Annotated in this window: 14 protein-coding genes; 3 read left to right on the forward strand and 11 right to left on the reverse strand. The window is 43.0% G+C overall.

Features of this window, described 5'->3' with window-relative positions; genetic code table 11:
• Window positions 1–59: 59 nt before the first annotated feature.
• A complete protein-coding gene (locus AB5443_RS07635; RefSeq protein ID WP_022139217.1) occupies window positions 60–635 on the forward strand; it encodes an HdeD family acid-resistance protein in 576 nt (191 codons plus the stop codon).
• 104 nt (window positions 636–739) lie between these two features.
• On the opposite strand, the gene AB5443_RS07640 is transcribed toward AB5443_RS07635, so the two are convergent.
• From AB5443_RS07640 to AB5443_RS07660, 5 genes are read right to left on the reverse strand one after another with little or no spacing between them, the layout of a single operon-like run.
• A complete protein-coding gene (locus AB5443_RS07640; RefSeq protein WP_277131450.1) occupies window positions 740–3718 on the reverse strand; it encodes a M60 family metallopeptidase in 2979 nt (992 codons plus the stop codon).
• Between the two features lie 37 nt (window positions 3719–3755).
• Window positions 3756–5024: a discoidin domain-containing protein gene (locus AB5443_RS07645; RefSeq protein WP_277131448.1), complete on the reverse strand. Its 1269-nt coding sequence runs from the start codon at window positions 5022–5024 to the stop codon at window positions 3756–3758.
• A gap of 34 nt (window positions 5025–5058) precedes the next feature.
• Entirely contained in the window at window positions 5059–7011 is a 1953-nt protein-coding gene (locus AB5443_RS07650; RefSeq protein ID WP_022139220.1) for a RagB/SusD family nutrient uptake outer membrane protein, read from the reverse strand.
• Between the two features lie 41 nt (window positions 7012–7052).
• Entirely contained in the window at window positions 7053–10433 is a 3381-nt protein-coding gene (locus AB5443_RS07655) for a TonB-dependent receptor (protein ID WP_073346209.1), read from the reverse strand.
• 43 nt (window positions 10434–10476) lie between these two features.
• Window positions 10477–11412 (reverse strand): FecR family protein, encoded by a 936-nt coding sequence (locus AB5443_RS07660; protein WP_277131445.1) that lies wholly within the window; start codon window positions 11410–11412, stop codon window positions 10477–10479.
• A 215-nt stretch (window positions 11413–11627) separates the two neighbouring features.
• Between AB5443_RS07660 and AB5443_RS07665 the strand changes: the two genes are divergently transcribed.
• Window positions 11628–12188: an RNA polymerase sigma-70 factor gene (locus tag AB5443_RS07665; RefSeq protein ID WP_277131443.1), complete on the forward strand. Its 561-nt coding sequence runs from the start codon at window positions 11628–11630 to the stop codon at window positions 12186–12188.
• 125 nt (window positions 12189–12313) lie between these two features.
• On the opposite strand, the gene AB5443_RS07670 is transcribed toward AB5443_RS07665, so the two are convergent.
• The 6 genes from AB5443_RS07670 to dapF all read right to left on the reverse strand — a co-directional run bounded on the left by AB5443_RS07670 (window position 12314) and on the right by dapF (window position 19669).
• A complete protein-coding gene (locus AB5443_RS07670) occupies window positions 12314–14503 on the reverse strand; it encodes a glutamine synthetase III (RefSeq protein WP_277131440.1) in 2190 nt (729 codons plus the stop codon).
• Window positions 14504–14650: 147 nt separating this feature from the next.
• Window positions 14651–16090 (reverse strand): ammonium transporter, encoded by a 1440-nt coding sequence (locus AB5443_RS07675; RefSeq protein WP_277131437.1) that lies wholly within the window; start codon window positions 16088–16090, stop codon window positions 14651–14653.
• Window positions 16091–16163: 73 nt separating this feature from the next.
• A complete protein-coding gene (locus AB5443_RS07680; RefSeq protein ID WP_010538423.1) occupies window positions 16164–16520 on the reverse strand; it encodes a P-II family nitrogen regulator in 357 nt (118 codons plus the stop codon).
• A gap of 148 nt (window positions 16521–16668) precedes the next feature.
• The gene (locus tag AB5443_RS07685; protein WP_044655804.1) at window positions 16669–17430 is read right to left on the reverse strand and encodes a hypothetical protein; all 762 of its coding nucleotides are present in this window, start codon (window positions 17428–17430) and stop codon (window positions 16669–16671) included.
• Window positions 17431–17559: 129 nt separating this feature from the next.
• Window positions 17560–18792 (reverse strand): LL-diaminopimelate aminotransferase, encoded by a 1233-nt coding sequence (locus AB5443_RS07690; protein WP_277131432.1) that lies wholly within the window; start codon window positions 18790–18792, stop codon window positions 17560–17562.
• Window positions 18793–18856: 64 nt separating this feature from the next.
• Window positions 18857–19669 carry a diaminopimelate epimerase gene (gene dapF / locus AB5443_RS07695; protein ID WP_073346197.1) on the reverse strand — a complete coding sequence of 271 codons (813 nt, stop codon included), beginning with the start codon at window positions 19667–19669 and terminating at the stop codon, window positions 18857–18859.
• Between the two features lie 315 nt (window positions 19670–19984).
• Here dapF and AB5443_RS07700 point away from each other — a divergent pair, with 315 nt between their 5' ends.
• A complete protein-coding gene (locus AB5443_RS07700; RefSeq protein WP_073346194.1) occupies window positions 19985–20281 on the forward strand; it encodes a thioredoxin family protein in 297 nt (98 codons plus the stop codon).
• Window positions 20282–20430: the final 149 nt, after the last annotated feature.

A 20430-nucleotide genomic window follows, 5' to 3' on the forward strand; every position in this document is an offset into this window, starting at 1 on the left:
TAGAAACACTTATATTCGCAAAAGTATTGGAACTGACTTGGTTAAAAAATATAGAATTTATGAAAACAATGAATTATTCCCTTATTCGCATTCTCTTTGCACTCGTGATAGGTTTGGTCTTGGTGATTTGGCCGAATGCGGCTGCCAGTTATATCGTTATCACGGTAGGAGTCGCTTTTTTGATTCCTGGTGTTATCAGTCTTTTCAGCTTTTTCGGGCGGAAAAGGACGAAAGATGAAATCGCCCCCCGTTTCCCGATTGAAGGAATCGGTAGTTTATTGTTCGGGCTTTGGCTGATTATGATGCCGGAGTTCTTTGCGGATGTGCTGATGTTCCTGTTAGGATTTATCTTGATTATGGGTGGTGTGCAACAGATTGCTTCTCTGTCTGCCGCTCGTCGTTGGATGCCTGTTCCGGGAGCATTTTATCTGATTCCTTCCCTGATTCTTATTGCGGGTATCGTTGCTTTGTTCAATCCGACGGGAGCACGTAATACTGCTTTTATTATTATCGGTATCAGCAGTTTGGTTTATTCGCTTTCCGAGTTGATAAACTGGTTTAAGTTTGCACGTCGCCGTCCACAGACTCCGATATCACATGATGACGATATTGAGGATGCAAAGATTATCGAATGATTTTGATATTATTCTAAAGAGGCTTAAAAACAAAGGACTATTCCATATTTTAAATGGAGTAGTCCTTTTCTTTATATAATAGTGTCTTGTGTTAGTCGGGTATTCTAATTCACTTTAATACTCTTTCGGGCACCATCCGCCTGAACAGCCCATAGTCTCACTTCACTCGTTTTAATATTGTCGGGGAGAGTGAACTTGAAGTCATTGGAGAAATAAACGAGTTCCCCATCACTGCTGTTTCCTTTTCTGGCCTCAAATGCCACAGCTTTGCTTCCTACATTTGAAGCTACGGTGATTTCCTTTCCTGATATAGTAGCGGTTACCTCATCGTTATTGAATGTAGCGCTTGTTCCCTGGAACTGCGTATAATAACCGACATCACCAGATTCCTTATCACGATATTCGTTAGGACCCGGTTCGAACCACTCTTTCTTCCGGTCTTCGATATACTGGATGGGAGCCGCTTTCTTATACTTGGAAATGCTCGATTTCGTTGTACTTATCATACTTTCTGTAACCGTGTAGGTGAATGTACCATACTGCTCGATTTTTAGATCATCTACTGGTGTGAAGAATCCCCAAAAGTCAAAGAAATCGGTTAGGTCTTCCTTAGCTGTTTCACATACGGCTTCTACAAACATCATTTGTGATTTACCCGGATTGTTTTCCGTATAAACTCCGGCATATTTCTCGCGCATCTTGGCAAATACCTCAGGCCAGAAGTTTTTATTGTCTTTGCATAGATGGTAATAGATGAATAATTGCCAGTACATACGCATATGTATTTCCGTATCCTCATTTTGATGCGTTGCTTCTCCGAATGTAACCCATGGATCATTGTCTACGAATCGTGTCTTTGCGACACGGCAAAGTCCGTACCCCCGTGAATGATATTGGCCCATTTTGTGGATGACATAATTGGAGAATAAGTTGTTGGATGATTCGGAACATCCCGGCCAGTTAATTGCTTTTTGATGGATATGTCCGATTTCATGCGCAGGTCCCCAGGCATTGTCTTCTTTTGCTTTTACGTTTTCAGGTAACAGAATGTTTTCGAGATAGGTATATACAAATCCTACCCTGTATTCAGACTGCCACATATAGCTGCCTTCGGGTGAAATGGCAAAGATATGATTATTATATCTTTTGCGTAAGTCACCGCTAAAGCCCATTATCTCATGCTCCCAACCGACAATATCGTCCCATAGGTTAATAGCTGCCACAATATTGTTAGGTGCTACTTTCCTTAGTTCTGATGTATGGAAGTAGAATATGATTTCTTTTCCTCGTACACCGAAGTATTTGTAATCTGCCTTATCAAGTAGTTCTGTATATTTAGCGTCTGTTTTATCCGTTTCCAAATCGAAGAATCCACTGACCTTTCCACTTGCATAAGGGATATGTACACGGATAGGTTGGTTTTGTACATTGGTAGGATCGGCTGTATATAAGATAAAGAGCATACCTGCTTTATCTATTGCGACCTTATTGACTCCTTTGGTCAGTTGAATCGTTTGAGCCGATGTTGGCGATTCTGTCTGTACATATGCTCCGTTATCACTATTGACGGTTTCTTCTCCAAGTACCTGAAGAGAGATTTCATTATTATGTGTATCGCCTACCAATACAATGATGTTGTCTCCCGCCTCTACATGTATGCCTGTAATGTTATCCTGGTTACCATATTTTTTTATTAACATGGCATCGGCTGTTTGGAATACATCGCTGTATGGACTGTAATCCTGGATGCGGAATTTCTTTTCCCAGTCGGTATAAGTTCCTTCCTTGATTTGGAAAGCCAGTTGTGCAAAGTATCCGGGCAGGCTGTTGATGTCATCGTCTGTAACATTGTCATTCAACTCGCAACAAGTGATGTCTTTGAAAACGGCCAATAGTTGTGCATCAAGGAATGAGGCGTTGCTACGACAGAATTCCATTTCATTACAAGCAGCTTTATCACCACTGTATGTAGAATTTACGACAAATCGGATACCAAGTACATTTGTCAGTCGTTCGGGAAACATTATTTTTTGCTCACTTGATATGTTTTGGAGCTTATATGACTTGATTTTCACCCAGGTTCTGCCTGTTGACGGACAGGTTTCAGGCCGAGAATCTTGATTGAAAGTGATAGGTGAACCACCATCAAGGTAATATAAATCTATATTTTCGAATTTGCCATTTCCGTTAGGGTAAAATAGGGCGTAGTCCATATCCTGTGTCCCATCAAAATAGAATTCCAGATTTAAAGGGAAGATCTTTTCAGCGTTTGCACCCCATTGGGTATGGTAGCAATGATTGTCGTCTGTATAGCCATCGAAAGCATGTGAGATTGCTTGAGGGTCCGTCTGTTCCGAACTTGCCCATCCATTGTTTGGCCTGATTTTAATATCTTCTCCAACTTCAACGTCGCCCGCATCTGTAGAACGTTTCTTTTGAGTAATGGGAAGCTCTGCCGTAGGATGTTCCTCTTCATTTCCTGTACCTGTGAATATGATGGTAGAAGAACGTTTTTTCATTTTGATATTACTTTGTACAGTAAGTATGTACTTGCTGTCTATCATGGCACGTGTAAGGTCTTCCACCGGTGCTTCACTTATTGAAAGCCAGGTTTTGTCTTCTTCAGGAATATCCCATTTGAAACTGGATACATTAGTAGTGATTACCAATTCATAATTATTTTTTGTGTCGGATAGATTGTCCAGTTTTTCGGGGCTCACGAGGATAGCCGGTTGGGTTCCGAGTTGCTTCACTGTAATCGTTTCCGTAATTCCGCTTGCTTTCAGGGTAAGTTTGGCTTCACGCAGGTTCAGTTCATTGTTTTCGTCCAATGCCAAACGGAACATCTGCGGGTTACTGCTGATACGGTGTGCATCGCACCAGTCTTTATCAGATGTGATAGTCCAGTCTTCACAGTTCGTTTCTATTTTTATGTTTTCCCTTTGAACGTCTTTCAAGTAATGTAGCGATTGCGCTATCTCCGGTATTCGGAGATAGGGGGCTGCTTCACTTCTTTCATCGTCATCGGAGCAGGCGGTGAAAAGAAAGAGGGAGCATAAAAGAGTGAATAAAATTTTCTTCATTGTGTTTTGATTAATTAGTTTATTATAATATTCAAGGTTACTCATCGTTTTTAGCAGGGTCTTTTATGAGGATACCAAATTCGCCCATGCAAAGATTTTGTGGATTTTCTGTAAATTCCCTGTTCAGCGGATCCCATAGGCATAAACGAATTTGTCTGGTGCGGTAAATCTGTTCAAGATCGAAGTTCTGTTTTGCCAGATAAGCAGTTCCTAAATTATCTTTATCTGTTGCTCCTTCATTCGTTAAAGTTCCTTCCGGAATGACCATTGTATATTCTTCGGAACCTTCTGTTTTCACTTCAATAGAAAAGTGCTGAACCAAGCGCCAATAACCCATAGAATTGCTTTGTCTTTGTTGTAGGATTACTCCTACCATATCTTGCTCTTCCGGTAGTGTGATGTCAATTATGTATTTATCGAGGAAGATTGCGGGATTCCAGCTACATGCCCAGAAAGTATTAATATTCCCGTCTATCAATGAGTTGACAGGACCTTCACTTTCTTGTACGGATTCGCAAGTGGCTGTCCAGCCCTCTTTATCCTTGGCTTCCCACAACTCCTGAGTGTAGAACTTGACCACATTGAGAGTACCGTTATACTTTTTTACCCATTCTTTTCCGATAACTGATACCGTACCATATTCTACGGTACATTCACCGGAATTTTCCAAGATAAATTCTGCATGACGTATTCCCAAATCAATGTTTTTGGTTTCCACAATATCCTCTCCGAATTTGAATCTGAAAAAGACCTTGTCGGAAGTGGAACTGGTTTTGACCTGAGGCTCTTTCCATTCCAGTATCACTTTACGTCCGCCTTTTGCAGATATGCTCACTGCAAAAATAGAATCGGGAGTACATTGCTTGTAATCCAATGGAGTAATTGAACGGCTTCCCAGAACAATGCGGTTATTGTCATTATTGTAAGCATAGAAATGCAATGTATATTCCTGGTTTACTAAATCTTTGATAACCATCTTTACCGATTCGCCATTTTCGTTGAGAACCGGGTTTCCGTCTTCGTCTTTTACGAATGGAGTAACCAGTTCGCTTCCGTAACGGCTGACGTTGTAAGAACGGGGTTTGTTATCATGGTCTGTAAACTCTATGTGCAGGAAGACAAAGTTATTGTCTTCCGGGTCAGGGGTCCATTCCACTTCGCATCCGCCGTTGATAGGAGTGAGTGCGATGTCGTTGATGTCGATTGTCTGAGGTTTGTTCTTGAAATCATCGTCAGAACAGCTGGCTATTGACAATATTCCCAGACAGGATAAAGCCAAAGCGGTCATATAAATGTATTTTTTCATAACTGATTTTCTTTTCATCTAAATCGTTTAAAGATTAATATCCCGGTGCTTGTATCAGGTTCTCGCTTTTATCTGCTTCTTCATAATAAAGAGGCATTAGGTACAAACGGTCGTCCCATGATACTTCTGTGTATTCGGGCATTACTGTCTCTTGGTTGAATTGTGTAAAAGTCGGCCCTACATAGCCTACCATATTCAATCCGTGAAGTCCCTTGCCCATAATTTCCTTGCCTTTCAACCAGCGTCTCATATCGTAGAAACGGATACCTTCGCCATAGAACTCAACGAATCGTTCCCTGCGTACCCACTCTGTCATGTCGTCTTTGCCCTTGGTTACATCACTTGTTTTTAAGGCATTGATACCTGCGCGGGTACGTACCGGATTGATTGCTTCTAAGAATTTATCTTCTTCTCCTAAGGCTGCATAACACTCTGCCAGGTTCAGATATAGCTCTGCCATACGGATAATGGGACGTGGGGCAGTTAACGAACCGTTGTTGTCCGAGCCGTTTTCGCTATATGCAAGTCCGGGATGAGCCCATTTTTGGCAAAGGAAACCTGTACGGCAATAATCTCTGCTTGAGATGCTGGGATTATATCCTTGTGCTTCCGAATCTCTCATTTTCAGTATGATTGGCGCGTTCTTTACAAGTTTGGTTCCGTATTCTCCGCCGCTGAAAGCCATCCAGGCGTAGAAACGTGGTTCGCGATGGGTATTTAACTTAATGATTTCATTGGCATTGAGTTCTCCTGAGTAAGAGGGTTCACTGTTTATAATGCTTTGTCCGGCAACGTCGTACCATTCGTCCTGAGGATAGAAGCGGCTCTCGTCGGTAATGGGATACCCATCTTTGGTATAGAATTGTTTGATAGCCTCAAGTGTCGGAGATACTCCTGACCATCCGTCCTGCCATGTGTTATCTGTCTTTTTAAACATCCGGCGTGGAAGACAACCATTGACAATGCTGCTTTGGTCGGCAAGCCCCCAGACAACTTCCTGGCATTTGCCGGTAGCATTGGCACGTGAAAGCAAGGCATAACGCATGCGGAATACGTATTTCATAAAGTCCTTTTGGCTGGCATCTACATTTTTCAGTTCGTCGAAATTGGATTCCTGGTAGAGTTCGAGATTCTGGCGCAGGGCGAAATCCAATGCTTCCTTGCAAGCGTCTCTGGCGTCTATCCATTTTTGCTCGCTGTATACAGGGCTGACAAGCTGTTTCCCATACCCAGGAGTTTCCCAACGGGTGTTTTCCCATTTTAACCGTCCTGATTCGTACAGTGTATTTCCGTTCCATTGAGGGGATGCTGCATAAAGAAGTACCCGTGCTTTGATTGCTTTTGCCACCACTTTATCTACACGTCCCCAGTCTCCACCTGTCCAGCGGTCGGGCAGGTTAGGGATTGCCTTATCTATCTGGTCGGTAATGAACTTCGTCACAGCGTCATAGTGCGAGCGTCCCGGCATATCGTCACCCGTCACGTCTGACGGATATGCATGATCCATGATAGGGCAGGGGCCATATTTGCGTAATACCATAAAATGGTAGTAACCTATAAGGAATTCCGCTTCCGCTCTCCATGTGGTGCGTTGTTCGTCTGTCAGGTTGGGGGCTTTGTCCACTATTTCTAAAAATAAGTGGCATGTACGGATAGGGTCATATCCGCAATAACGCCAGGTCCAACCGCCGCCGGTAGCTGACGAGCGTTGGTTGGTTTGTATATTATAGGCGTCTCCGTTCCAGTTGGGCGGAAGTACATATTCGTCGGTGGATGCTACATCTTCGTTGTAGTAGTCCACCGGATTCCATTTTTTCAATCCGCTATAACAAGAATATAGGTAGGCTAATGTAAGTTCCGGCTTTTTGTAAGCGTCGTCAAGGGTAGCTTGTTCTACAGGCACTACATCCAGGTAATTACATGATGTAAGGCTGGTTGTCACTACGGCTGCTCCGATAATGAATTTATAAAGTATATTTGATTTCATATATAGATTACTTATATTTTATACTATTTGAAAAACTTTTCTTAGAAATTGAGTTGCATGCCTATGCTGAAGGTACGTGACAGCGGGTAAGCGTTCCAGCTCAATTCCGGATCCCATAATTTGAATTTACTGAATGTCAGCAGGTTATTCCCAATCAGATAGATACGTCCGTACTTGAAATTATAACCGAGTTCGGCATTTTTAAGGCGCATATATGAGCCGTCGCGCAACCAGTAGCTACTGTTTTGGCGGTTATTGTTTGCGTCGTCACGGTATTCGAGACGGGGATAAGCTGCATCGGGATTGGGATTGGATTCGCTCCAATAATCATCCGCTATAAATTGCAGGACATTCTTGCGGGTGTTTCCGAACGGGTGGATACCGCTGATCATGATTTTCCGCTGTGCCGCCCCCTGGAAGAAGAAACCGAGGTCGAATTTTTTGTAGCGTATGGTGGAACCGAAGCCATACATGATGCCCGGAGTAGAACCATAAGGAGAAAGTTCGCATTGGTCGGAACCGTCTATCATTCCATCTCCATTCATGTCCTTATATTTAATATCACCCGGCATTGGTGAGTTACCGAATTTTTGTGTCGGGCTGTTATCAATATCTGCCTGGTCAACGAAAAGGCGTTCGGCAACGTATCCCCATGTGCCGTTCAGAGATTTTCCGTCATGGCGGCGATATTCTTCTGCACGATATGCTTCATCAGAATATATCTGGGTGGCACGGTTATATGTAAACGTACCCCTCAAGTCGAAACTCCAGTTTTTACCAATTTCTTGTACATAATTCATGGCAAGTTCCAATCCTTTGTTTTCCACTTTACCGATAGATGCCCATGGTTTGGCGTTTTCGTATCCCAGATATTCAGGAAAACGTTCACGACGGAGCAGGATATTGCTTCTGTTATCTTTAAAGATATCGACAGTCAAAGATAGTTTGCTGAATAATTCGAGGTCAACACCTAAGTTTAGTTTTTCCGCCCGTTCCCAGGTTGCATTCGTTACGCCATATTGTGTAACGGCAGGACCTTTGTAAGTAACATTCATATCTACTCCAGTAGTGTATTGGTGATTGTCATCATTCAGGTTTACATTAGTCAGATAAATGAAGTGGGGACCTTCAGCTCCGGTACGTATATCTTTCGTTCCCGTTTCATCGTTACCAACCAATCCCCACGAACCTCTGATTTTAAGGTTTGTGATAATTCTATTTATTGGTTCGAAGAATTTTTCATTGCTGATGACCCAGCCCGCTGCAAAGGAAGGGAACATCTCGAAGCGGTGACCGGAAGCCAAACGTTCCGTTCCGTTATAACCGAAATTAGCCTCGAACAAGTAACGCTGGTCATAAGCATAGGTGAAACGACCGGATATTCCCTGATTACGGGTTGGCAATGGATTGACGCGGTATTCACGTTGTAGGTAGAGTAACATCGCTGATAAGTCGTGGATGCCTTTGAAATTGCGTGACCACTCCAAGGCTGCCTGAAACTGGAAAGTACGGTCGGCAGATTTCTCTGGATCCGATTGAGTGATGAAATCCTTTCCACTAGTACCTACACGTTCCAGGGTATAGTTTGCTGCTTCAGAGTCATATGGATCATAAGAACCTGGTTTTGCCATGTAATAATAAGGTTCGATCGTACGGGTGAAGTAAGACTTCGACCAGTTTTTAAAACTAATTAATCCGGTCAGCTTAAGTCCTTTGGTGATAAAGTCCAACTCCTGTTCTGCTTTGACTGTGGTTAGGATGGTTGATTGAAAATCTTCTCCATAAGTGGTCATTAAGTCTGCATATGGATTTTTGTATAACAAGTCACCTGTATAGAATGCATTACCGAATAACATATGATCAACTCCGGAAGGAGCGACACTGCTTGGATAGTAAGCGGGGAAGTTAACAGGATTGGCCGATAACATTTCTGCAAATAAATCGGTTGTACTGGTTTTCGGACCGCCGCTATTGCGGAGTTGAGCATTCATTCGTAATTGTATTTTTGTAGTAGGAGTGAGTTTATAATCCACGTTACTTTGGAAAGTATAACTCCATACGTTTACGTTATTGTCAAATGAATAAAGTTTCTTGTTATTTAAGACACCGGAGTCGTGGTTTGCTTGCAAACTCAAGTAGTAGTTTGCCTTTGAACCACCGCCGCTGACATTGATGTTTGCCCGTTGGCTCATAGACATATTCTTGAACATCAGGTCTTTCCAGTTGACATTGGGATATACGTACGGATTCTTGTTGGCACGGGTGTTGTTAATCTGCTCCTGTGTGTAAAGCAGGCCGTCATAAGTTCCGGTACGGGTATAACGTGCTTCGTTTGCCATTTCCATGTAGGTGACTCCGTCTACAAAGTCAGGGAAGCTCATAGGCACATTGAATGAGTTTTCCACACTGACATTGATACGGGTCTTTTCGTTTTCCTTTCCGGATTTTGTCGTCACCAGCATTACACCGTTTGCACCGCGTGCACCATAGATTGCCGTGGCGGAAGCATCTTTCAGAATAGAAAAGCTTTCAATGTTTTCGGCAGGAATATAATTCAGGTCTGTGGAACTGATTTCCACTCCATCTAGCATAATTAATGGAGTGGCACGTCCGCCAAATGTTCCGATACCGCGAATATAGAACTGTGAAGCGTCTTTGCCAGGTTCACCACTGGAAGTAGTGGCGATTACACCTGCCAGACGTCCGCCGAAAGAGTTGGTTAGCGAAGATGTAGGAACTTTCAGCGAAGCGGCCTTGATGTTAGTGATAGAGCCTACTACAGATACCTTTTTCTGCGTTCCGAATCCTACGACCACTACTTCATTCAGTAACTCGCTGTCGGATGGTAATTCGATTTTTATGACTCCCATGTCCTCAACGGCTTGTTCTACTGTCTTATACCCCATATATGATACTACCAACACATCTTTACTGCTGTTGACGCTGATACTGAAATTACCGTCCAGGTCAGTGATAGTACCGACATCGGTTCCTTTTATTTTTACGTTTGCGCCGACTAAGGTTTCTTTTGTATTCGCATCAAATACTGTACCCGTCACAGTACGCTTCTTTTGTTTGGTTTGCTGAGGTGTTACCGGAGCGCTTTTTACTTTTAAAACGACTTCATTGCCATTAATCATATATTCTACATTCGTATTCTTGAATATTTCATTCAAGACTTTCTCAATAGAACCCTTACAATCAATGTTCTTTTTACTCATTTCTTTGAGCAATGTCGCGTTGTAGAAAAAGACGTAATTACTGTGTCTTTCAATTTGTTGAATTGCTTCTTTGACACTGAGGGATTCTCCTTTCACTGCTATTTGCCCATAAGCGGCAAACAAAGTAATCGGATAAAGCAACAGTGCCAAGATGATACATTTTACGTACCGTTGCTTGGTTGAGAATGTTTTGTTCTCCATGCTTTTAGATTTTTAGTTATTTAAATGATTAATAAAAAAGATATTAGTAAATGAGAATTTCTTCTCCTTTTTTCTCGACTTTCAAGCTCATGCTGTAACATAGTTTCTTGATTACATTTTCTAAAGGCTCATCATGGTAGAGGCTTCCCGAATATTTATATTTCTTATTTACATCTTTGCCAAGAGTGATTTGCGAATCATATCTGTCGTTGATAATTTCTATTAATTGCGCCAGTGTGATGTCCGTAAACAGATACCGTCCGTTCTCCCAATTCATATGTTCTACTTTTTCCATTGTTATGTCTGCAGTCTCCGGGTCATAGATTATTTTATCCAACGGATTCATGGCGATACATTGGTTGGTGGACTGGATATTGAATTCTACTTCTCCTTCAAACAGGGTTATTTCATTTTTATTGTACTTGTTCTTTTTGATTTGGAAGGAAGTGCCTTTTACTTCAATAAATGCTTTAGGAATATGTACTATAAAATGCTGTTTCTTTCCTTTGGTAACATCGAATAATGCTTCGCCTTCCAACCAAACTTCCCTTTGGCTTCCGAAGTTTTGTGCGTAGCGTATATTGCTGCCTGTTTTCATCCATACTTTCGAACTGTCAGGAAGCATATACATCAGGGCTTTGTCGGCAGTGAAACTGATATATTCGGTTGTACTTTCCCAATTTTGTTTTAAAAGCCATAAACTTCCCGCTATAACAAACAAGATGATGGAAGCGGCAGCAACAAAGCGTTGGAAGGAGAGTTGATAGCGGGGTGGTTTTGCCGGCTTTCTACATTCTTCCAGACGTTTCCATACCCGTTCTCCCATTTCCCGGTCTTCGGGACTTTCCGCAGCATGTCTCCATTGCCGTTTCATCCTTTCTTCTACCGATTTGTGTTGAGACAGCTTTTCTTTTTCTTCCCAACTGAGTTGGTCAGTCAGTAAGCCTTTAATTAATCTGTTTACCTCTTTTTTTTCCATTCTTTTTCTGCTTATCTACATTAAATACTCGCAACTATATTTTAACCCTCCCTTAAAAAGAACTTTTTTTTCGGAAGGGTGAATTTTATGTTTGAATTGGGGACTTTTGGTATGGTATAGAGGAATAATTGGGGATGGGCGTATAATAATTTTAGCGTTTATATACTAATATTTAATATTAGTACTTATATTTGCGCCTGTAATTAATAAATCTTATGACAGACCGTGAATTGATAGCTGCACTGAAAAAAGGTGATAATGATGCGTTTTCCATTATTTATAAAAGGTATTGGGGGAAGGTTTGTAACTTTTCACGGCTTTATATTACTTCGGATGCCGATATTGAAGATATTGTCCAACAGGTATTTCTGAAACTCTGGAATTATCGTGAATCTTTAAAAGAAAATGAAAGTTTTGAGGGATTTCTTTTTATAGCCACCCGCAATCTTATCTTTAGCCATATGCGGAAAAGCTTTAATGAGAACGCTTATAAACTTACCGTTTTGGATACTATCACTGACAATGAGAATGATTGGCATGGGATTCAAGAGGAGATAGAGGCGCATGAATTGGGAGAATACATTGAACAATTGTTGGCGGAGCTTTCTCCCCGCCAACAGGAAATATTCCGATTGAGCCGTAAGGAAGGGTGCACCAACCGTGAAATCGCAGAGAAACTTGCTATTTCAGAGAAGACGGTGGAAAAGAATATGACTATCACTCTGCGTTTCTTAAAAGAGAACATACGCTTGTTGATTATCTTCTTGAGTGTATAGGGTATAAAAAGAAGAGGACTGCCTCACGGCACCCCTCCACTGCAAACTTAAAACAACCAACAAAAGAAATAGATAATCTCTATTCCATGCCCGATGATTTTTTCTTCATCGGGCATTTTCTTTTTTTATCTTACGAATAATAGTTCCCTGTATTTCGGAAGCGTCCACATTTGATTGTCGACAATGAGTTCCAACTTGTCGATGTGGTAACGGATTTCTTCCAGTGCCGGAGCGATGGTGTCATGGTAGGCAATGGCTTTCTCACGTTCGCTTTCAATTTTGTTCGCCACTTTACGGGCTTCCACCATTGCGTCCACATGCTCTTTGATGAAGGCTGTACGGTCGGCAATCTCTTCGATAAGTTCCAGGTTCTTGGCAGATAACTTGGCTGCCTTTTCTGCCGGGAACAGGGATTGCATCTTATAGACGTTATTAATCAAATCCGTTTGATACTGAGTTGCTACCGGGATGATATGGTTCATTGCCAGGTCACCCAATACACGGGCTTCAATCTGAATCTTTTTCGTGTAAGTTTCCCATTTCACTTCGTTACGGGCTTCCAGTTCTTTCTTTGTCATTACACCGGTAGCTTCGAACATGGCAATCGTTTCCGGTTTCAGATAGTTGTCGAAGATGACAGGAACACTCGTTTCACAATCCAGACCGCGGCGGGCAGCTTCTTCTTTCCATTCGTCACTGTAACCGTTGCCGTCAAAGTGGATGGCTTTGCACTCTTTGATGTATCCGCGGATAATCTCAAGGATGGCGGATATCTTCGGTTCTCCTTTTTCAATCAGGGCGTCTACATCTTTCTTGAATTTCGACAACTGATGAGCTACGGCAGAGTTCAATGCAATCATGGCGGAAGCACAGTTTGCTTCGGAACCTACGGCACGGAACTCGAAACGGTTGCCGGTGAAGGCGAAAGGAGAGGTGCGGTTACGGTCGGTATTGTCAATCAGCAATTCGGGTATCTGCGGAATATCCAGCTTCATGCCTTGCTTGCCGCTGAGGCTGATTAGGTCATCCTTTGTACTGTTTTCTATATGATCCAATACCTGAGACAACTGTTTGCCCAGGAAAGAGGAAATGATTGCCGGCGGCGCTTCATTCGCTCCCAGACGGTGGGCGTTGGTGGCACTGGAGATGGATGCTTTCAGTAATCCGTTATGATGATAAACTGCCATCAATGTGTTTACTACAAACGTAACGAAACGCAGATTGTCTTCAGGGGTCTTGCCCGGTCCCATTAATAAGATGCCTGTGTCAGTTCCCAATGACCAGTTATTGTGCTTGCCGGAACCGTTGACACCTTTGAACGGCTTCTCATGAAGCAGTACACGGAAACCATGACGACGGCTTACTTTGCGCATCAACGACATAATCAATAAGTTATGGTCATTGGCTAAGTTACATTCTTCGAAGATAGGAGCCAGTTCAAACTGGTTGGGTGCAACCTCGTTGTGACGGGTCTTTACAGGGATACCCAATTTCAAGGCTTCAATTTCGAGGTCTTTCATAAATGCTGCTACACGGGTAGGAATAGCACCGAAATAATGGTCTTCCAACTGCTGGTTCTTGGCGCTGTCGTGCCCCATTAATGTACGGCCTGTCATTAACAAGTCCGGGCGTGCGGCGTATAAACCTTCGTCCACTAAGAAATATTCCTGTTCCCAACCCAGGTAGGCGACTACTTTCTTCACTTCCGGATTGAAATAGTGGCAAACGTCTACGGCTGCCTTATCTACGGCACGAAGTGCTTTCAATAGGGGAGCTTTGTAGTCGAGGGCTTCACCGGTATATGCGATGAATACGGTCGGGATACAAAGAGTGTCGTCGACGATAAATGCAGGAGATGAAGGATCCCAGGCACTGTATCCACGGGCTTCGAACGTATTGCGGATACCGCCGTTCGGGAAAGAGGAAGCATCCGGCTCCTGCTGTACAAGCAGCTTGCCTGTGAATTCTTCCATCATACCGCCTTTGCCGTCATGTTCAACAAAGGCGTCATGCTTTTCTGCCGTGCCTTCGGTCAGCGGTGCAAACCAGTGTGTGTAATGAGTGACACCCATTTCGATGGCCCATTTCTTCATGCCGGCCGCTACCTCGTCGGCAATGCTGCGGTCTAGCGGAGCACCATTGTCAATAGCGTCAATCAGTGCATTGTACACCTTACTCGGAAGGTACTTGAACATTTTCTCCTTGTTGAATACGTACTTGGCGAAATACTCCGACGGACGTTCGGCAGGGGTTGCTACCTCAACCGCTTTCTTCTTGAAAGCAGTTTCTACTACTCTGAATCTTAGTTTTGACATAATACCTAATTTGATTTGTTGTTAAATATGTTAGAGCAAATAATCTTTCTCTGTATGGTTCCCGGGAAGGCGACCAAACCCGCCCGGGATAGAAATCTGTTTTTAAATCTATATAGTCTGTTTTTATTGGTTTACAAGAAGACGTTTTTAGTTGTAAGCTGACTCCCCGTGTTCGTAAATATCAAGTCCTTCTTCCTCGATACGTGCCGGAACGCGCAGACCGTGAATTTTATCGAGAGCCTTGAAGATGATGAATCCCATACCTGCCGCCCAAGCTCCGACTATAAGTGCTCCGAAGATTTGTGCTCCGAGAAATCCGAAACCATATCCGTAGAACAACCCTTCGCTGGTGGAGAAGAAACCTGTGAGAATGGTTCCTAAGAAACCGCAAACACCATGTACGGAAGAAGCACCTACCGGGTCGTCGATTTTCAGGACTTTATCAATAAAGTCTACCGAGAATATCATCACAATGCCACAGATAGCACCAATCAGCACGGCTCCTGCGGGAGATACGACATCGCATCCGGCGGTGATACCTACCAAGCCTGCCAATACACCATTCAGTGTCAATGACAAAGAGGGCTTTCCATATTTCATCCAACTGATTACCAAGGCGAAGAAACCACCCGCACAAGCTGCAAGATTGGTTGTCAGGAATACATGTGAGATTGCGTTTGCATCTGCTTCGGTACTTGCTGCCAACTGGGAACCGGGGTTGAATCCGAACCATCCGAACCAAAGGATAAATACACCCAATGCGGCAATAGTCAGGTTATGTCCCGGAATAGCTCTGGATTTACCGTCTTTTCCATATTTGCCGATACGTGGGCCTAGAATGGCGGCACCTACCAAAGCAATCCATCCACCTACCGAGTGAACAACAGTGGAACCTGCAAAATCATGGAAGGTCGTTCCGAAAAGGTTCATCATAAAAGAACCTGCTTCACTGTTCATCAGCCAACCGCCGCCCCAAGTCCAATGACCGGAAATCGGGTAAATCAGTACACTGATGAAGATTGTATAAATCAAATACATGGAGAATTTGGTGCGTTCTGCCATTGCTCCTGATACGATGGTAGCGGCAGTGGCACAGAATACGGTCTGGAAAATAAGGAATCCTTCTTTAGGCAGCCCGTTATCCATGAAAGACAGGTCGAAGAAGTGGGGCATCCCGATGAATCCGCCTGCGCCGAACATCAGTCCGAAACCGATAAACCAGTAAAGCAAAGAACCGAACATGAAATCTACAAAGTTCTTCATCAGAATATTGGCAGTATTCTTCACTCTGGTGAAACCTGCTTCTACTAAGGCAAATCCCGGCTGCATGAAGAATACGAGCATAGCTGCAAGTAACATCCAAACCGTATTTAATCCTAAAGCCAGTTCACCGATAGTATCCGGGGCTTCTGCCGTAGATTCGGCTGGGAGTGCTGAAAGTTCAGTTATTGTCTCTGTTATTGCTGCAACAGTATCGGTAGCGGCTGTGTCTTGCGCTGACAAATCCATAGCAAAACAGCATACCATGAACATAGTAGTGGCTATCCATGGCTTTACGAAGCCATGACTTTTATATTTTGTATCCATAATAATTATCTTATTTAATACCTTTATAAATTAGTTATAATCCGCAAGAAAACCTGGGTGCGGCACCTTGTCGCTAGCGTTCTTGTTCGGCGTTATAGAGCGCTATGTCGCCCCGTTCGGCAGTGCGGATGCGGATGGCATCCTCGATGGGGATGACGAAGATACGTCCATCGCCGATTTCTCCGGTTTGTGCAGCCTTGATAATGGCTTGTACCGTCTTTTCTGCATTTTTGTCGCGTACGACAATAGAGATAAGTATTCGTTCGATGGTGCTGGTGTCATAGACTACGCCACGATAGATACGTCCCTGGCGAGCTTTCCCAATACCTCTTACGTCATAGTAAGAGAACCATTCGATGTCCGCTTCGAGAAGGGCGTCTTTCACGTCCTCGAATTTGGTTTTACGGATAATAGCTTCAATCTTTTTCATATACCTTAAATTATTAGTGTTGACCAGTAAAAGAAAGAGGTATAGGGCAGTGGTAGCCATAGCAGGTTACCATACAACAAACCGATAAAATCTAAACTCTAACTACCTTCCCTATACACTCCTTTTGATATTTTAAATTCTCTCTCTCTTAAAAACTTAGTCCGAATGTGAAATAAGCTCCTTCCGTGCGTGGATTGACTGATACCTTGGCGAATACCGGTACGGAGAAGGAATCGGTAATCTTGATGTCCTTGGAAGCTCCGAGGCTGACATCGGAAACACAGAACCCGCTTGTATAGCCATTATAGAAAGTCGTTTCCCAAGGTACCACGCCCAAATCTACTGTCCAGTCAAGACCACCCAATTTGAACGGTGCGCTGAGTGCGAGATAGGAAGAATAAGCTCTTTTGCCGTTTTCTTTCACACCGTCAGCACCAGCAAAGTTCGTGTACCAGTTGACGGACAGCAGACCGAAATCATATCCCACTTGTGCTTCAAATACATGAGCCGTAGAATGGGCTCCATACTTAAAATACTTGTTGGTTGAATAAACCGTTTCTCCCTCATCGTCTATACCTGTCGCTACCTGGGTATTAAACCAATAATCTGTTACCGAAACGCTAAAACCACCTATTGAGTAACCGAGAGTCAAATCAAACTCTTTCGTGTCTGCCGGTTCGAACCCTACAGAACCCCATGCTCCGAGTGAGAAACCTTTGTAAGTAATCCCCAGTGAAGGTTGGATGCTGACTCCGCCCAAATCCTGGCCACGCCAGATGTAACCGCTTACCAAGTCTGCTCCTACCGAAGCTTCTAGTTTGTCTTGTGCCATCGTTGCGGATGGTACGAGCCCTGACAGTAATAATGCTACTGTTATTACCCCCTTGTTTTTGTTAATCGTCGTTTTCATCGTCTTTTTACCTTTAAAAGTTAGAAAAATGTGGATGTACGGTCCATGTATATAGTAGCGCGCGAAATACTATCAAATAAATTAAGAATTACTGGTTGTGAATGAGCCGGGGGAAGTCATTCCGAATTCTTAAAGCCAGTTTTTTATTCTTCTCATAGCTTCAATGCAGTCGTTGCGTTCGCCGAAAGCGGTCAGACGGATATATCCCTCGCCACTTGGCCCGAAGCCCACACCGGGAGTACCGACAACATTGGCTTCATACAACATCTGTTCAAAGAATCGCCATGAGGATAGGCCATTCGGAGTTTTCACCCATAAATAGGGAGCGTTCACTCCGCCGTAAACTTTCAATCCGGTAGCTTCCAGCCCTTCCTTCATGATTTTTGCGTTGGTCATATAATAATTTATCGTTTCTTTAATCTGTGCCTTGCCTTCCGCACTGTAAACAGCTTCTGCAGCCCGTTGGGTGATGTAGGAAGTGCCGTTGAACTTGGTGCATTGGCGGCGGTTCCATAATCTGTTGAGCGGGATGCGGTCACCTTCCAACGTTGCGGCAGTAAGCTCTTTCGGTACTACCGTGTATCCACAACGTACTCCGGTGAATCCTGCTGTCTTTGAGAAACTACGGAATTCAATGGCGCATTTCTTCGCCCCTTTAATTTCGTAAATAGAGTGGGGGACGTTTTCGTCCTGGATATACGCTTCGTATGCGGCATCAAACAGGATTAACGTGTCGTTAGACAAAGCATAGTCCACCCATTTCTTCAGTTCCGGTTTGGTCAGTGTTGTGCCGGTCGGGTTGTTCGGATAGCAGAGATAAACAATATCTATCCGTTTGTCCGGGATTTCAGGAATGAAGTTGTTTTCACTCGTACAGGGCATATATGTGACATTGCTCCATTTACCCGTTTCCTCTTCCAGTACTCCGGCACGTCCGCACATGACGTTACTGTCAATATATACCGGATAAATAGGGTCTGTAACGCCTACGCTATTGTCATGGCGAAGAATATCACCTATATTCCCGGTATCGCTTTTAGCTCCGTCGCTGACAAATATTTCGGAAGCGGAAAAGTGAATCCCGCGTGGGGCGAAATCATTCTTTATAATTGCTTCAATCAAAAAATCATATCCCTGTTCAGGACCATATCCGCGGAATGTATCTTTATTGGCAAGTTCTTCTACCGCTTTGTGCATTGCTTCGGTACAGGCTTTGGGAAGCGGCTGAGTAACATCGCCGATACCTAGCCGGATGATGTCCTGTTTGGGATGCGTTATCCTGAAAGTATTTACCTTTTTCGCTATATCCGAGAACAAGTAACTTCCCGGCAATTTCAAAAAATGTTCGTTTACTAATGCCATATTGTGATTGTTTTAAGTTTCTATCCGTATTCATTCTCAATTCGCTGTTCTCATCTCTCCATTCTCACCTCTCAACTTCTTCAATTTCCCCATCGAAAACTTTGGTTGCCGGTCCTGTCATCCATATATGTCCTGAGGCTTCGTTCCATTCAATGATGACTGTGCCGCCGTCCATTATTATATTGCTTTTTCTTCCTGCAAGTCCGTTGATGAAGGCAGCTACTGCTGTAGCGCAAGCACCTGTTCCGCAAGCTTGGGTAATTCCCGAACCTCTTTCCCAGACTCTCATCCGTATGGTATCTTTGCCGACAATTTGTGCAAACTCCACATTTGTTCTGTCAGGAAAAAGAGGGTCGTTTTCTAATTCAGGACCGATTTCCGGTAAGTTAATCCGGGTTATATCATCCACAAAAGTAACTAGATGAGGATTTCCCATGGATACTTTAGTTGACCGGAAAGGATATTTCCCTTCCCAATGTACTTCTTCCGTTTCCAGCGGACTGCCCATATCTACTGTCACTGCTGTAACTGTTTTTCCTTCTACGTGAAGTTTCAGTATTTTAATACCTGACAGCGTTTCCAGTGTGATTTCAGTTTTATCGGTCAAACCGTATTCATATACGTATTTGCCTACGCAACGGCTACCGTTTCCGCACATCATCGCTTCCGAACCGTCAGCATTGAAAATACGCATGCTGAAATCAGCCTTATCAGAACTTCCAATCAATATAAGTCCGTCACTCCCAATTCCTGTATGAAACTTGCTCCATTCGATTGCTTTCTTTTCAGGCTCTTCTATCGGATATTGGGTAGTGTCTACATATATGTAGTCATTTCCCGCTCCATGCATTTTGGTGAACTTAATCCTGTTTGTCATTTTGACTTATATTTATTGGTTGTTGTATCCTTTTGTTTTATTACGATGCAAAGGTATGACTTTTTGTTTTATGTTTTGTTGAAAAGTATATCTAATATCTATTTATTTTTAATGAACTTTCAATCGCTTAGTATGTAGCTATATATGCTTATAAATTGAAATTATACACATCTGTATATTGATAAATTGTTATTTGGGTGAGCGGTTTTGCATATTCTTTCATAATATATAAAGAATATTTAGCCTGGATAATCCGAAGAACCTTTTCCTATATCCGTTGTTTTAGCACTATACTTAACATAAAAATGCAGAAATATGAATATAGAAAAACAATTAGAAACGGCAGTAAGGACCAATCATTTGGTGTTGCTTGTGTTTTATGCCGACTGGTCGCCTCATTACGAATGGATAGGACCGATACTTCGTACTTATGAAAAGAGGACGATTGAATTAGTAAAGGTAAATGTTGGAGAGAATAAAGCAATCGCCGATGCGCACAATATAGATACTGTTCCGGCATTCCTCTTATTGCATAAAAGAAATGAACTTTGGCGGCAAGTAGGAGAATTGACGGTGGAAGAGTTGAAAGAGGTGCTGGATGATTTCAGATGAATTGGCTGTAATATTTTATTGGTGTTTGTGGAAATACGGATGTTCTCTCCAATGTCAAATGAATGATTTGGCAAATATTTGATTATTAATGTATTATGAATAGCTGTTTTTTCTTTTAAAGCAACGGGTGGTTCCTTTAAAAGGAACCA

The organism is Bacteroides sp. RTP21281st1_H5_RTP21281_210402, assembly GCF_040918965.1.
Taxonomy (GTDB): domain Bacteria; phylum Bacteroidota; class Bacteroidia; order Bacteroidales; family Bacteroidaceae; genus Bacteroides; species Bacteroides congonensis.

Bases quoted from the DNA above. Each gene is read 5' to 3' on its own strand.
- AB5443_RS07635 (WP_022139217.1), top strand. From the start codon at position 60: ATGAAAACAATGAATTATTCCCTTATTCGCATTCTCTTTGCACTCGTG.
- AB5443_RS07640 (WP_277131450.1), bottom strand. From the start codon at position 3,718: ATGAAGAAAATTTTATTCACTCTTTTATGCTCCCTCTTTCTTTTCACC.
- AB5443_RS07645 (WP_277131448.1), bottom strand. From the start codon at position 5,024: ATGAAAAAATACATTTATATGACCGCTTTGGCTTTATCCTGTCTGGGA.
- AB5443_RS07650 (WP_022139220.1), bottom strand. From the start codon at position 7,011: ATGAAATCAAATATACTTTATAAATTCATTATCGGAGCAGCCGTAGTG.
- AB5443_RS07655 (WP_073346209.1), bottom strand. From the start codon at position 10,433: ATGGAGAACAAAACATTCTCAACCAAGCAACGGTACGTAAAATGTATC.
- AB5443_RS07660 (WP_277131445.1), bottom strand. From the start codon at position 11,412: ATGGAAAAAAAAGAGGTAAACAGATTAATTAAAGGCTTACTGACTGAC.
- AB5443_RS07665 (WP_277131443.1), top strand. From the start codon at position 11,628: ATGACAGACCGTGAATTGATAGCTGCACTGAAAAAAGGTGATAATGAT.
- AB5443_RS07670 (WP_277131440.1), bottom strand. From the start codon at position 14,503: ATGTCAAAACTAAGATTCAGAGTAGTAGAAACTGCTTTCAAGAAGAAA.
- AB5443_RS07675 (WP_277131437.1), bottom strand. From the start codon at position 16,090: ATGGATACAAAATATAAAAGTCATGGCTTCGTAAAGCCATGGATAGCC.
- AB5443_RS07680 (WP_010538423.1), bottom strand. From the start codon at position 16,520: ATGAAAAAGATTGAAGCTATTATCCGTAAAACCAAATTCGAGGACGTG.
- AB5443_RS07685 (WP_044655804.1), bottom strand. From the start codon at position 17,430: ATGAAAACGACGATTAACAAAAACAAGGGGGTAATAACAGTAGCATTA.
- AB5443_RS07690 (WP_277131432.1), bottom strand. From the start codon at position 18,792: ATGGCATTAGTAAACGAACATTTTTTGAAATTGCCGGGAAGTTACTTG.
- dapF (WP_073346197.1), bottom strand. From the start codon at position 19,669: ATGACAAACAGGATTAAGTTCACCAAAATGCATGGAGCGGGAAATGAC.
- AB5443_RS07700 (WP_073346194.1), top strand. From the start codon at position 19,985: ATGAATATAGAAAAACAATTAGAAACGGCAGTAAGGACCAATCATTTG.